Source organism: Streptomyces sp. NBC_00377, assembly GCF_036075115.1.
In the GTDB taxonomy this organism is placed as follows: domain Bacteria; phylum Actinomycetota; class Actinomycetes; order Streptomycetales; family Streptomycetaceae; genus Streptomyces.
In genome coordinates, this window is the sequence record NZ_CP107958.1 from 6641372 (window position 1) to 6653591 (window position 12220).

Genomic DNA, 12220 nt, shown 5'->3' on the forward strand with positions numbered 1-12220 from the left:
GAACAGCGCTCTGCCCTCGGCAGAGAAAGGGGCCGGTGGAGCGGTCAGTGGCCGGTCGGCGGCGTGTACTTGTAGCCGACCCGGCGCACCGTCTGGATCGACTGGCGGTGCTGTGCGCCCAGCTTGCGGCGCAGCCGGGCGATGTGGACGTCGACCGTGCGGCCGTCGCCCACATGGCCGTAACCCCACACCGTGGTGACGAGCTGGTCGCGCGTGTGCACCCGGTTCGGGTGCGCGACGAGATGCGCGAGCAGCTCGAACTCCAGGTAGGTGAGGTCGAGTTCCTGCCCGTCCACCGCGGCGGTGCGCTGCACGGGGTCGATGCGCACGAGCGGGCGCCCCGCGCCCTCGGCCACCTGGCCGGCCGCGGGCCGGTCCGTCACCGGCACCGGCAGGAACGGCGGCTGCTGGTCGGCCGGGACGAGCACCAGATAGCCGATCATCGGCGGCTGGCCCGGCAGGGCGGGCAGGGTGTGCGGGGGAGCGGGCAGCCAGGTCGCGCCCGGCGGCAGGAAGTCGGCGACGTCGACCACCTCGTCCCGGTCCACGGCACGCAGACGGTGCCTGGCCGGAGCGGACGAGGGGCTGAGGCTGGGGGCGGAGGAGAGAGTACGAGTGGTCGCCATGAGAGGTCAGCTCTTTCGCGCGAGAAGTTCGTCGGGGAGGACGACGGCCGCGATTCGTGGTCGGGCTCGTCGAGGACGTACGTCGTGCGCGCTGGCCGAAGGCCGGGGTGTACGGCTTTAGAGGGCCGGCGCGTTCATCGCGCGGCAACACACCCGGTCGAAGTCATGGTGCTGACGGGAAGGCCAGAAGGGCTCGAGGTCGTGACGACCCGTCGCGGTGCACTTCTGGAAGGTGGCCATGGGCCCATTGAAGCAGACACCCGCCCGTTACAGGAGTCTCCTCTCACAGCTTGGACGCTTCCTGGCGTGAAGTCGACGTCGTCCCGCGCCCCGGACGCCCGGGAGGGCGCGGACACACGTAAGGGGCGCCCGCCGAAAAACGGCGGGCGCCCCTCACGGGAGTGACCGGGGATCAGACCTGGCCGGCCTTCTCCAGCGCCGAGCAGCAGGTGTCGACGATCAGTCGCGTCACCAGGTACGGGTCGACGTTGGCGTTCGGGCGGCGGTCCTCGATGTAGCCCTTGCCGTCCTTCTCGACCTGCCACGGGATACGGACCGAGGCGCCGCGGTTGGAGACGCCGTAGGAGTACTCGTTCCACGGGGCGGTCTCGTGCAGGCCGGTCAGACGGTCGTCGATGCCGGCGCCGTAGTGCTTGACGTGGTCGAGCGGCTTCGAGCCCTCACCGAGCGACTCGCACGCGGTGATGATGGCGTCGTAGCCCTCGCGCATCGCCTTGGTGGAGAAGTTGGTGTGGGCGCCGGCGCCGTTCCAGTCGCCCTTGACCGGCTTGGGGTCGAGGGTGGCGGAGACGCCGAAGTCCTCGGCGGTGCGGTAGAGCAGCCAGCGGGCCACCCACAGGTGGTCGGAGACCTCCAGCGGGGAGACCGGGCCGACCTGGAACTCCCACTGGCCGGGCATGACCTCGGCGTTGATGCCGGAGATCGCGAGGCCGGCGGCCAGACAGTTCTCGAGGTGCGCCTCGACGACCTCGCGGCCGAAGATCTCGTCCGCGCCGACACCGCAGTAGTAGCCGCCCTGCGGGGCCGGGAAACCGCCCTTGGGGAAGCCGAGCGGGTAACCGTCCTGGAAGAAGGTGTACTCCTGCTCGATGCCGAAGATCGGCTCCTGCGCGGCGAACTTCTCGGACACCTCGGCGAGCGCGGCACGCGTGTTGGACTCGTGCGGCGTCATGTCGATGTCGAGGACCTCGCACAGGACGAGAACGTCGTCGCCGCCGCGGATCGGGTCGGGGCAGGTGAAGACCGGCTTGAGGACACGGTCCGAGGAGTGCCCCTCGGCCTGGTTCGTGGAGGACCCGTCGAAGCCCCAGATCCCCAGCGCGTCGAGACCGGCGGGCTCGCCCGCGATGATCTTCGTCTTGGAACGGAGCTTCGCCGTCGGCTGGGTGCCGTCGATCCAGATGTACTCAGCCTTGAAGGTCACGGGCCACTTCCTTCGGGGTGTGTCTGACGCACTTGCGGGTGCTGCGGCGCTGCGGCACTGGGGCGCCGCCTGTCTGCCCGGCAGCTTGTCAACAGGCGATTTCCCGATCATTGCTCGAATGTGAACCCCGTGTTACCTGGTGGTTCTGTGGTGCGGCTCACGGTGTGAGCGCGCCGCCCCGGCCGGAAAGCGGCCGTTCGCGGACGCCGGCCGGGATGCGGGCGGAGAAGGGGGCGGGCTCGTATGCGATGGGGTTCCGCGCGCTTCCGCGCGCCGTGCACCCCGGAACGCGTCGGTCCTGCTGCCCGTGGCCGCGAGCAGCAGGACCGGTGACACCTGGGAGGTGTGTGCCGGGGCGCCGCCGGCTCAGAGAAGAGTCCGGCAGCCGGGGTTCACCCCACCTTCTCGATCAGGGCCCGCCGGATCAGGAACTTGCCGGGCTCCCGGACCTGTTCGAAGGCCGCGTTGTTGAGCAGGGCGCAACTGCCGGAGACCGAGGTCACCTCGACGGTCGTGGACTTGTTGTTGTCCAGGTTGGTCACCCTGAGCTTGGTTCCCGCCGGGAACTGGTTGCTCGACGCGGCCGGTGCACCGCCCTCGCCGGAGAGCGTGACCGTGGAGCCGTTGCAGACCTGCTGCCCGGAGGCGGCACCGCCGCCGTTTCCCGCGTTCCCCGTGTTGCCCGCGTTGCCGGCCGGTGCGGAAGCGGCGGGCGCGGAGGCCGCCGGTGCGGAAGCGGCCTGCGAGGGCTGCGTCGCCTGGGAGCCCTGAGCCGACTCCCCAACGATGCACCCGGACGCCTGCTGCTGCACCTTGATCTGCGCGATGACCGCCTCGCGGTTGGCGATCCGGGCCGCGGACTGCGCGTCCGGGTTCGCCTTCTGGCCCTCGATGAATTTCTGGTTGTTGCCGAGGGCTGTGGCCAGCCCCCCGCAGACGGTCGGGTCCCCGGCGGACAGCGTGTTGGCGTTCTGCGTGTCCTGCGAGGCGTTCGAGGTGGACGCCATTGCGAAGGCCCCGGCGCCCGCCACCGCCGCGGCGCTGACGAGCAGCGCGATCTTCTTCTTCGTACCGAGAGTTCTCCTGCGCGACATGCGCGCCTCCTGAGGGATAGGGGAACGTACGCCGGTATGTACGAGATACCGAACGAAGCTACTCAGCGGTCACCGATGCCAATCGAAGTGGCGTGCGTCACACCGGAGTCGGCGGCGGGTGGTCGCGGTCAGCTCCTCCCGTCCTCGTAGGCCACCACGGTGTCGTTGACGTGCTGGAGCAACCCCTCCGCCTGGGCGGTGAGTTCGGCCTCTCCCGTTTCCGAGCCGTCACTCCACTGCCCGTTCGCGAACACCACCGACCGGACGGTCATCGTCCGCCGGAAGACCCCGGCCGAACCCGGCGGCACCGTCGGCAGACCGGCCCGCGGGGGCGGATCCAGCGAGACCACCTGATAGGTGACCGGGTCCATGGAGGACATCATGAACACGCGTGAGGCGTCCTGCACCCGCTCGAAGCTCAGCACGGTGACCGTCACCTGGGAGCGCCGCGCGGCGTCCGTGAACAGTGCCGCCGTCGACCGGACGCATTCCCCGCCCTGTTCGATCAGCTGGGCCAGTTCGGGCGACATGCCCCGGGCGCAGTCGATGGTGGTGGCCAGGTCGACGCGCGCGTACCGGGAGCCGTCCTGGAGCCGGACGCTCGTCGAGGGGAAAGCCTGCTCCGGCCGGATGACCGGGCGGGCCAGGAGCGAGGGCAGTGTGCTCGGGGCGTCGGACGGGAGGCTCGCGTCCACGGACGGGACGGCCGCGAGGCCCGAGGCGGCCGCGGTCGTCGCCGACGCGGTCACCGGGGGAGCGGACACGTGCCGGTCGGCGTCGCCCCCGTCCTCGATCAGCACGGCGCCGACGGCGACGGCGGTGACGAGGACCGCGCCCGTCCAGGCGGTCGTCGTCCGCCCGGTCCGCCGACGCCGCCGTATGCGCTCCTGCTCGGGAACGAACCCGAGTCCTTGATCACCGAAGGTCATGGCGGCGGAGGGTAGCAGCGTCCGGCACGCCGACTCCCGCCGCCGGACCAACCGTCGGCTTCCCGGCTAACGGGACAGAGCGTCCCGTACGGCCTCGTCCGTGCGGGCCACCAGCGCGGTGCCGTCGTCCGCCGTGATGATCGGGCGCTGGATGAGCCGGGGATGCGCGGCGAGCGCGGTGATCCAGCGTCCGCGCGTGTCCGCGTCCCGCGCCCAGTCCTTCAGGCCGAGTTCCGCGGCCTCGGCCTCCTGGGTGCGGGTGATGTCCCAGGGCTCCAGACCGAGGCGGTCGAGCACCGCACCGATCTCGTCCTCGCTCGGCACGTCCTCCAGGTAGCGGCGGACGGTGTAGTCGGCGCCCTCGGCGTCGAGGAGTGTGAGGGCGCTGCGGCACTTGGAACAGGCGGGGTTGATCCAGATCTCCATGCCATACACGGTAGCGGTCGAAGGGGCCGAAAGGCCTTGTGATCAGGGGCGTTTGTCAGTGGTGGACGGTAGAATAGAAGCAGTGTTCGAGGGTTCGCCGGAGGTTCCGGACCGGGCCCTGACCGCGACAGGAGGATGCCTGTGCCCGCTGCCGCACTGAAGCCGAAGCCGTTGCCGACCCAGTCCACCGCCAAGCGTTCCGTGCAGCTCGATCTGCCCTATGTGCCCGTCGACAAGCGGCCGTTGCCGCCCGGGCGACCGCGCGAGTGGTACGTCATGCACAACCGCCGCCTCAAGGCCATGCGTCTGGCGATCGCCCTGCTCGACCTGGGCGTGTATATGCCGAACCAGGCCCGCAACGAGAAGATCCGCAGCACGGCGCAGCTGATCGGCGTGCACGCGCCGTCGGACACCACGTGCCACATGGTGCGGGCGCTGCTGCGGTACAGCCGGTGAGGCGGGCGCCGGGTGCCGTCGTGCGTGACGGCGCCCGGCGCCTGTGGCCGGTGTCCGCGCCGGTGAGCCGGGTCCGCCGCGGTGGCCGGTGTCCCACACCGCGGGTCCGGGCGCCGGCTCCTCGTCTCGCGCGCCGCCGTGCGGCCCCCGCAGGACGGTCACCTCACCAACTCCTTCTCCACCGGTGTCCGGAACCTCGGCGTCACCCTGGTGGTCCCCAGCCACCCCGCCAACCGCTCGGCCTCCGCCCCGATCGCCGCCTCCGCCCCGCCGCCCACGCCGTCGTCGGCCAGGATCCGCCAGACGATCTCGCCGTCGGCCCGCTGGGCCCAACCCCCCACCACCCGCCCGTTCCACCACACCGTCGGGCCCACGTTCCCGCTGTAGTCGAACAACTGGGGGCGCAGCTCCGGGGCCAGATACCAGTCCCGGCCCTGCCAGCCCATCGCCGTGGGATCGAGAGCGGGCAGCAGGGCCGCCCACGGCTGAGCCGGGGCGGACACCGCGTCCACGTCGTCCTCGACGACGTACCCCGTCCCCTCGTCCAGGGTCACCGCCCGCGCCCCGATCGCCTTCAGCGCCCGGCGGACGTCCGTCACCCGCCAGCCCGTCCACCACTTCAGGTCGGCCTCCGTGGCCGGGCCGCACGCCGTCAGCCAGTGCCGCAGCAGGTCCGACTGGGCCTGCTCCACGGGCAGTTCGGCGTGCTCGGGAGCGAGGGCCCAGCGGAACTGGCTCGACGTCCACGAGCCCAGGGGGCGCCCCCTGACCACCTTGCCCTCCACCCCCAGCACCCTCAGCAGCCGTGTCACGACGGTGTGGACGCCTTCGTAGGGCTTGCCCGCCGCGTACACGAACTGCTCCCGCAGACGCGGTTCCTCCCGGGCCAGTTCGGCCGCGGTCGCCTGGCCGAGCCGGCCCAGAGCGGCCAGCGCCGACTCCTCGACCTCCTTCAGCCAGCCCGCGTCCGGTGCGCCAGCCTTCGCCATGTCCTTCACCAGGCCGGCCCGCTCCCGCGCGGCGACCGCGAGGCCGGTCGAGGCGTGCACGACCGCCGTGGACCCCGTGGGGAACACGAAGACGGTGTGCCGCATGCCGTGCATCCGCACCAGGCTCCGGTCCGCGTACAGCGCGCGGTCGGTCTCCGGCACCGTCGCCGCCGGGTCGGCGAGGCGGGCGCCGACCGCCAGATACACCGTCGCCGGGTCCGAGCCGTGCAGGGCGAGCAGCGCGTCCGCCACCGCCTCGGGTGTCGCGACCCGCGCCTGCGGGGCCAGCCGGTGCCGCAGGGCCAGCCGCGCCCGCCGCTCCTGGGCATCGATGTACCGCACCCCGTCGCCCGTCCCGTCGCCCATCCCGGCCTCCACCCGTCCTCGCCTCGTCGCGCTGTCGCCGTCCGGCACTCGTCCCTGTCCGCATCCTCTCCGACCCCACTGACAATCGGCCCCGCCTCCCGTGACGGCCGACGCCCCGCCTCGGCGCCCCCTGGCCGCCGAGGCCGACTGTCATCACCCGTTCGGCCTACCCGGCATGCGGCCGGCCCCCTGCCGCCCTTCACTGCGAACAGGGGCCGCAGACGCCGCGAAGTACCGAGAACCGGGAGGCGATCGTGGTGCGGAGACGACGCGCATGACCACCCCCGCCGACCGTGCCCGGCGCGGCAGGGACGCCCGTAAGCGCGTCCCCCGTTCCGCCCACGCCGTCTGGATCCCGTCCGTCGACCGGCCCGATCCCGTGGCCCTGCTGGAGCGGCAGGGCCGCGACCGGCTGCCCGAGCTGCTGCCGATCCGGTACGGGCGGATGGCCGCCTCGCCCTTCGCGTTCCTGCGCGGCTCGGTCGCCGTGATGGCCGCCGACCTGGCGTCGCAGCCGCACACCGGACTGACTGTGCAACTGTGCGGCGACCCCCACCTGCTCAACTTCGGGCTGTACGCCTCCCCCGAGCGGGCGCTCCTCTTCGACCTCAACGACTTCGACGAGACGTTCCCCGGGCCCTTCGAATGGGACGTCAAACGGCTCGCGGCCTCCGTCGCCGTGGCCGCCCGGGAGAACGGACACCCCGAGCCGAGGGTGCGGCGCGCCGCACTGGAGGCCGTGGCCGCCTACCGCACCGCCATGCGGCGACTGTCCCGGCTCGACGAGCTCGCCGTCTGGTACGAGCGCATCGACGCCGAGCGGCTGCTGCCCCTGCTGCGTTCCGCCCGGCACCGCGGACGGGACGGGGCCAGCCTCACCCGGGCCCGCCGCCGCACCAGCCTCCTGGCCCTGCACAAACTCACGGAGGTCGTCGACGGGCGCCGCCGCATCATCCACGACCCACCGCTGATCGAACCCGCCGGCGCCTCCGACAGCGCCGCCCTGCGCAAGATCTTCAGCGACTACCGTTCCACCCTCGCCGGGGAGCCCCGACTGCTGCTGGAGCGCTACCGCTTCGTCGACGCCGCCCGCAAGGTCGTCGGCGTCGGCAGCGTCGGCACCCGCTGTTTCATCGTGCTGCTCGCCGGGCGCGACACCGACGATCCGCTGCTCCTCCAGATCAAGGAGGCCCGCGCGTCCGTCCTGGAGGAACACCTGCCGCACGGCCCCTACGTCCACCCCGGTCACCGGGTGGTCGCCGGGCAGCGGCTGCTCCAGGCCGCCGGGGACGTCTTCCTGGGCTGGATGACCGGGCCCCAGGGCCGCGCGTTCTACTGGCGTCAGCTGCGCGATCTGAAGGGCGCCGCCGGCGTCGCCGGGATGTCCCCGGCCGAGCTCACGGCCTACGCCCGGCTCTGCGGAACCGCCCTGGCCCGCGCCCACGCCCGCTCCGGCGACCGCATCGCCATCGCCGGCTACCTCGGTGGCGCCGACACCTTCGAACGCGCCGTCGCCGACTTCGCCCTGGCCTACGCCGACCGGACCACCGCCGACCACGCGGTGCTGGGCGCGGCGGTCGCGGCGGGCGTGGTGCGCGCGGCCCCGGGCGTCTGACCACCGGCTGCCACCGGGCCGGTGAGGACGGCGTCCTCACCCCTTCCCGCCCGTCCGGGCAACGGGGCCGGACCCGCCCGTCCCTGAAACGGGGCCGGATCCCCGCCCGTCCGGGCAACGGGGCCGGATCGCCGGATCGCCGGTGCGCTCCCGTTCACTCACGGAGCCCGCCGCGCCCGGCTCCGGGGCCCCGGAAAAGGAGATGCACGGTGAGTGACGGATTCCGTACGCTGGAGACGCCCACCCGCCCCCACCACCACGCTCAGTAGTCGTTCCTGCCCAGGAAAGGAGGCACACCATGGGTACCGTCGTTCTCTCCGGGGCCGTCGTCCTGGTGGTCCTGGGATTCGGAAACCCGCTCTACTGGCTCGCCGCGGCCGGCGTCCTGTTCCTGTACGTGCGATACGGGCTCGGCTCGTCCGCACCGTCCGCCGGGTCCACGGGCCCCGCGCCGAGTGCGGCCCCCGCGCCGACGACGTACAAGGCATACCGTGACCGCCGGGACAAGCAGGCCAAGTGGGAGCGTCGCTACCGTCGCGAGCGCCCCATGGAGTCCCGCCGTCAGGAGCGCGAGCGCGGCAAGTAGGACCGCCGGGCGGATCCGCCTAAAGGCCGGGGGCTCCCCAGACCGGGAACCAACGGCTCAGGTCCTGCTCGATCCGCAGTTCGCCCGCGAGGGCGGCCCGCACCTGCAACTCCAGTGCGCTGTCGCGCCGCTGCCCCGGACCGGGCAGCGGCGCGAACGGATAGTACGAACCCCGTTTGTACAGGTACACGAGCGCCAGCCGCCGTCCGCCCGCCGCCTGTCCGGCGGCCCGCTGTTCCTCGAACCCGGCCAGCGAGCACAGCAGTTGCGGCCCGAAACCGTTGACCTCCATCGCGCTGTTCACCGCGTGCAGATCGTTGACCAGCTGCGGCAACTGGTCGGGGGCTCGCTGCGAGACCAGCCAGGAGTAGCCGTAGTCGTCGCGCACCAGCCGCACCGGGGGACCGGTGCGCTCGGTGTCCGCGTCGAGGAGGGCCTGGACCTCGCGGTGCGTCTGCTCGAAGGCCGAACCCTCGACGGTCGCGAAGCACACGGCACCCTGCCCGGTCGGGGTGAACCCGGCCGCCGCCTCCAGCGTCACCGCCGCCGAGGGCAGCGCGAACAGCCGGTCCAGGTCGGGTACGCCCGGCTTGGTCCGGCCGAGCAGGATGTCCAGCAGCCCCATGATCAGCCCGCCTTCCCCGGGGTCGCCGCCTCACCGAGTTCGGCCGAGATCCGCCCCAGCTGTTCGAGCCGCTGTTCCAGGCTCGGATGGGTCGAGAACAGCCCCGCCACCCCGGGCTCGGAGCCCAGCGCAGGCGTGAAGTAGAACGCGTTGAATGCCTGGACCGTGCGGAGATCCTTCGTCGGGATACGGGCCAGGTCGCCGGAGACCTTCGTCAGCGCGGAGGCCAGCGCCGAGGGACGGCCGGTCAGCTGGGCCGCCGCCCGGTCCGCCGCCAGCTCCCGGTACCGGGACAGCGCCCGGATGAGCAGGAAACTGATCGCGTACACGGCCGCCGAGACACCCATCACGACGGCGAAGACGACGGCGGCGTTCTGGTCCCTGCGCGCGCCGCCGAACATCTGAGAGTAGAACGCGAACCGCACGATCAGCCCCGCGATCACGCCCAGGAACGAGGCGATCGTGATCACCGCCACGTCCTTGTGCGCCACATGCGACAGCTCGTGCGCGAGCACACCCTCCAGTTCGGCGGGCTCCAGCCGCCTCAGCAGTCCCGTCGTCACACACACCACCGCGTGGTCGGGGTTGCGCCCCGTCGCGAACGCGTTCGGCATGTCCATCTCCGAGACGGCGACCACCGGCTTCGGCATGTCCGCGATCGCGCACAGCCGGTCGATCACGGCATGCAGCTCGGGATACTCCTCCCGCTCCACCACCCGCCCGCGCATCGCGAACAGCGCGACCCGGTCGGAGAACCAGTACTGGGCGCCCAGCATCGCCACCACGACGACCACGACCAGCACCCACGACTTCAGCAACACGACCAGCGCGGCGACGAACGCCACGTACAGCAATCCGAGCAGGAACAAGGTGACCGTCATCCGCACGGTCAACCGCCGGTCGCTCCGGAAACGGCTCTGCATCTGCATCACCCCGCAGTCAGGCACTCGCCCCACTGCCAGTGTGCACCGCACCCACCCCATGAACGGGTCCCGAACGGTCCTGGGCGGAGCAAAAGCTCCCGCCGGCGACCGTTGGGTACGGGCGCCGGCGGGACCGCGGGCGGCACGCCCGCCCCCGCGCCCCTTCTAGTACGGCGCCCGGAACCGCAGGTACCCCAGCAGCAGGATCACCGAGGCCACGCAGCCCAGCACGAGTGCCGTCGACAGCCAAGAGGACCGGGGCGACGCCACCCGGTCCGGGTCGCCGCGGAACGGCACCGGCTCGGGCGGGTTCTCCTTCCAGCGCGCCGCCAGCATCCGGGCCCGCGCCGAGGGCTCCTTGTGCGCCGCGCCGTCGGCCCACTTGAGGTCGAACTCCCGCTCTGTGTCGTCCTGTTCGGGCATCCCCGTATCTCCCCCGTCACCTCTGTCGAGGTCTCCTCGTCGAACAGCAGTGCCAGAAAATATACGACGCCGCCCCCGCCCTGAGAAACAGGAACGGGGGCGGCGGCACGGCCCGCAGGCCGATGACTCACGGGCCGACGACTCACGGGCCGGTCGGCCCGGGGCCGATCACACGTCGAAGTACAGCTCGAACTCGTGCGGGTGCGGACGGAGCTGGAGCGGGGCGATCTCGTTGGTGCGCTTGTAGTCGATCCACGTCTCGATCAGGTCGGACGTGAAGACGTCACCGGCGAGCAGGAACTCGTGGTCCGCCTCGAGGCGGTCCAGGACGGCCGGGAGCGAGGTCGGGACCTGCGCGACGCCCGCGTGCTCCTCGGGGGCCAGCTCGTAGAGGTCCTTGTCGATCGGCTCGGCCGGCTCGATCTTGTTCTTGATGCCGTCCAGGCCCGCGAGCAGCAGCGCAGAGAACGCCAGGTACGGGTTGCCGGAGGAGTCGGGCGCGCGGAACTCGACGCGCTTGGCCTTCGGGTTGGAGCCCGTGATCGGGATACGCATCGCGGCGGAGCGGTTGCGCTGCGAGTACACCAGGTTGACCGGCGCCTCGAAGCCCGGGACCAGGCGGTGGTAGGAGTTCACCGTCGGGTTGGTGAAGGCCAGCAGCGACGGGGCGTGCTTGAGGATGCCGCCGATGTAGTAGCGGGCCATGTCCGACAGGCCCGCGTAACCGGCCTCGTCGTAGAACAGCGGCGAACCGCCGGTCCACAGCGACTGGTGGACGTGCATGCCCGAGCCGTTGTCGCCGAAGATCGGCTTCGGCATGAAGGTCGCGGTCTTGCCGTTGCGCCAGGCGACGTTCTTCACGATGTACTTGAAGAGCTGGAGGTCGTCGGCCGCGGCGAGCAGCGTGTTGAACTTGTAGTTGATCTCGGCCTGGCCGGCCGTGCCCACCTCGTGGTGCTGGCGCTCGACCTGGAGGCCGGACGCGGCCAGCTCCAGGGAGATCTCCGCACGCAGGTCGGCGAAGTGGTCGACCGGCGGGGTCGGGAAGTAGCCGCCCTTGTAGCGGACCTTGTAACCGCGGTTGTCCTCGAGCGCACCGGTGTTCCAGGCGCCGGCCTCGGAGTCGATGTGGTAGAAGGACTCGTTCGCGGAGGTCTGGAAGCGCACGCTGTCGAAGACGTAGAACTCGGCCTCGGGGCCGAAGTACGCGGTGTCGGCGATACCGGTCGACGCCAGGTACGCCTCCGCCTTCTTCGCCACGTTGCGCGGGTCACGGGAGTACTGCTCGCCCGTGATCGGGTCGTGGATGAAGAAGTTGATGTTCAGCGTCTTGTCACGGCGGAACGGGTCCACGCGCGAGGTCGACAGGTCGGCGCGCAGCGCCATGTCGGACTCGTGGATGGCCTGGAAGCCGCGGATCGACGAGCCGTCGAAGGCGAGCTCCTCGTCCGGATCGAACGCCTCGACGGGCAGCGTGAAGTGCTGCATGACGCCCGGCAGGTCACAGAAGCGGACGTCGACGAACTTGACGTCCTCGTCCGCGATGAACTTCTTGGCCTCGTCGGCGTTCTGGAACATCCAGCTCCTCCTACTCCCGGCCGTCGAGCCGGGGTGGTAGTTCGTTCGTGCGGCCAGTGCGGTGGCACACGCTGTCGTCGACCCTAGGGACGGGTGATTTCTCGGGCGTGACCCATTTGTTTCGCACAAGTTAACCGGAG

At 71.4% G+C, this 12220-nt stretch carries 13 protein-coding genes; 3 read left to right on the forward strand and 10 right to left on the reverse strand.

What is annotated here, in order from left to right; translation table 11 throughout:
- Window positions 1-44: 44 nt before the first annotated feature.
- The 5 genes from OHS71_RS29425 to OHS71_RS29445 all read right to left on the reverse strand — a co-directional run bounded on the left by OHS71_RS29425 (window position 45) and on the right by OHS71_RS29445 (window position 4519).
- On the reverse strand, window positions 45-626 hold the full coding sequence (locus OHS71_RS29425; RefSeq protein ID WP_328482344.1) for a winged helix-turn-helix domain-containing protein: 582 nt from the start codon (window positions 624-626) through the stop codon (window positions 45-47).
- Window positions 627-1038: 412 nt separating this feature from the next.
- Window positions 1039-2070: a glutamine synthetase gene (gene glnII / locus OHS71_RS29430; RefSeq protein WP_328482345.1), complete on the reverse strand. Its 1032-nt coding sequence runs from the start codon at window positions 2068-2070 to the stop codon at window positions 1039-1041.
- 392 nt (window positions 2071-2462) lie between these two features.
- Window positions 2463-3164: a hypothetical protein gene (locus tag OHS71_RS29435; protein WP_328482346.1), complete on the reverse strand. Its 702-nt coding sequence runs from the start codon at window positions 3162-3164 to the stop codon at window positions 2463-2465.
- 128 nt (window positions 3165-3292) lie between these two features.
- Entirely contained in the window at window positions 3293-4093 is an 801-nt protein-coding gene (locus OHS71_RS29440; protein ID WP_328482347.1) for a hypothetical protein, read from the reverse strand.
- A gap of 66 nt (window positions 4094-4159) precedes the next feature.
- Window positions 4160-4519 carry an arsenate reductase family protein gene (locus OHS71_RS29445; RefSeq protein ID WP_328482348.1) on the reverse strand — a complete coding sequence of 120 codons (360 nt, stop codon included), beginning with the start codon at window positions 4517-4519 and terminating at the stop codon, window positions 4160-4162.
- Window positions 4520-4660: 141 nt separating this feature from the next.
- On the opposite strand from OHS71_RS29445, the gene OHS71_RS29450 reads away from it, so the two are divergent.
- Window positions 4661-4975 carry a hypothetical protein gene (locus OHS71_RS29450; protein ID WP_328482349.1) on the forward strand — a complete coding sequence of 105 codons (315 nt, stop codon included), beginning with the start codon at window positions 4661-4663 and terminating at the stop codon, window positions 4973-4975.
- Window positions 4976-5133: 158 nt separating this feature from the next.
- Here OHS71_RS29450 and OHS71_RS29455 read toward each other — a convergent pair whose 3' ends face one another.
- Complete coding sequence (locus OHS71_RS29455) at window positions 5134-6330, reverse strand: winged helix DNA-binding domain-containing protein (RefSeq protein ID WP_328482350.1); 1197 nt, start codon at window positions 6328-6330, stop codon at window positions 5134-5136.
- Window positions 6331-6604: 274 nt separating this feature from the next.
- Between OHS71_RS29455 and OHS71_RS29460 the strand changes: the two genes are divergently transcribed.
- Both OHS71_RS29460 and OHS71_RS29465 read left to right on the forward strand, forming a co-directional pair.
- Window positions 6605-7945, forward strand: coding sequence for a DUF2252 domain-containing protein (locus OHS71_RS29460; RefSeq protein ID WP_328482351.1), 1341 nt, complete (start codon window positions 6605-6607; stop codon window positions 7943-7945).
- A gap of 298 nt (window positions 7946-8243) precedes the next feature.
- Window positions 8244-8531 carry a hypothetical protein gene (locus tag OHS71_RS29465; protein ID WP_328482352.1) on the forward strand — a complete coding sequence of 96 codons (288 nt, stop codon included), beginning with the start codon at window positions 8244-8246 and terminating at the stop codon, window positions 8529-8531.
- 19 nt (window positions 8532-8550) lie between these two features.
- On the opposite strand, the gene pspAB is transcribed toward OHS71_RS29465, so the two are convergent.
- The 4 genes from pspAB to glnA all read right to left on the reverse strand — a co-directional run bounded on the left by pspAB (window position 8551) and on the right by glnA (window position 12080).
- Window positions 8551-9156, reverse strand: a complete 606-nt coding sequence (gene pspAB, locus OHS71_RS29470) for a PspA-associated protein PspAB (RefSeq protein ID WP_328482353.1) — start codon at window positions 9154-9156, stop codon at window positions 8551-8553.
- Between the two features lie 2 nt (window positions 9157-9158).
- Complete coding sequence (gene htpX / locus OHS71_RS29475; RefSeq protein ID WP_328482354.1) at window positions 9159-10079, reverse strand: zinc metalloprotease HtpX; 921 nt, start codon at window positions 10077-10079, stop codon at window positions 9159-9161.
- Between the two features lie 165 nt (window positions 10080-10244).
- Window positions 10245-10502: an SCO2583/SCO2584 N-terminal domain-containing protein gene (locus OHS71_RS29480; protein WP_328482355.1), complete on the reverse strand. Its 258-nt coding sequence runs from the start codon at window positions 10500-10502 to the stop codon at window positions 10245-10247.
- A gap of 168 nt (window positions 10503-10670) precedes the next feature.
- Window positions 10671-12080, reverse strand: a complete 1410-nt coding sequence (gene glnA, locus OHS71_RS29485; RefSeq protein ID WP_307162921.1) for a type I glutamate--ammonia ligase — start codon at window positions 12078-12080, stop codon at window positions 10671-10673.
- Window positions 12081-12220: the final 140 nt, after the last annotated feature.

Excerpts from the sequence above, each read along its gene's own strand:
- OHS71_RS29425 (WP_328482344.1), bottom strand. The coding sequence starts at position 626 with ATGGCGACCACTCGTACTCTCTCCTCCGCCCCCAGCCTCAGCCCCTCG.
- OHS71_RS29435 (WP_328482346.1), bottom strand. The coding sequence starts at position 3,164 with ATGTCGCGCAGGAGAACTCTCGGTACGAAGAAGAAGATCGCGCTGCTC.
- OHS71_RS29440 (WP_328482347.1), bottom strand. The coding sequence starts at position 4,093 with ATGACCTTCGGTGATCAAGGACTCGGGTTCGTTCCCGAGCAGGAGCGC.
- OHS71_RS29445 (WP_328482348.1), bottom strand. The coding sequence starts at position 4,519 with ATGGAGATCTGGATCAACCCCGCCTGTTCCAAGTGCCGCAGCGCCCTC.
- OHS71_RS29455 (WP_328482350.1), bottom strand. The coding sequence starts at position 6,330 with ATGGGCGACGGGACGGGCGACGGGGTGCGGTACATCGATGCCCAGGAG.
- OHS71_RS29460 (WP_328482351.1), top strand. The coding sequence starts at position 6,605 with ATGACCACCCCCGCCGACCGTGCCCGGCGCGGCAGGGACGCCCGTAAG.
- OHS71_RS29465 (WP_328482352.1), top strand. The coding sequence starts at position 8,244 with ATGGGTACCGTCGTTCTCTCCGGGGCCGTCGTCCTGGTGGTCCTGGGA.
- pspAB (WP_328482353.1), bottom strand. The coding sequence starts at position 9,156 with ATGGGGCTGCTGGACATCCTGCTCGGCCGGACCAAGCCGGGCGTACCC.
- htpX (WP_328482354.1), bottom strand. The coding sequence starts at position 10,079 with ATGCAGAGCCGTTTCCGGAGCGACCGGCGGTTGACCGTGCGGATGACG.
- OHS71_RS29480 (WP_328482355.1), bottom strand. The coding sequence starts at position 10,502 with ATGCCCGAACAGGACGACACAGAGCGGGAGTTCGACCTCAAGTGGGCC.
- glnA (WP_307162921.1), bottom strand. The coding sequence starts at position 12,080 with ATGTTCCAGAACGCCGACGAGGCCAAGAAGTTCATCGCGGACGAGGAC.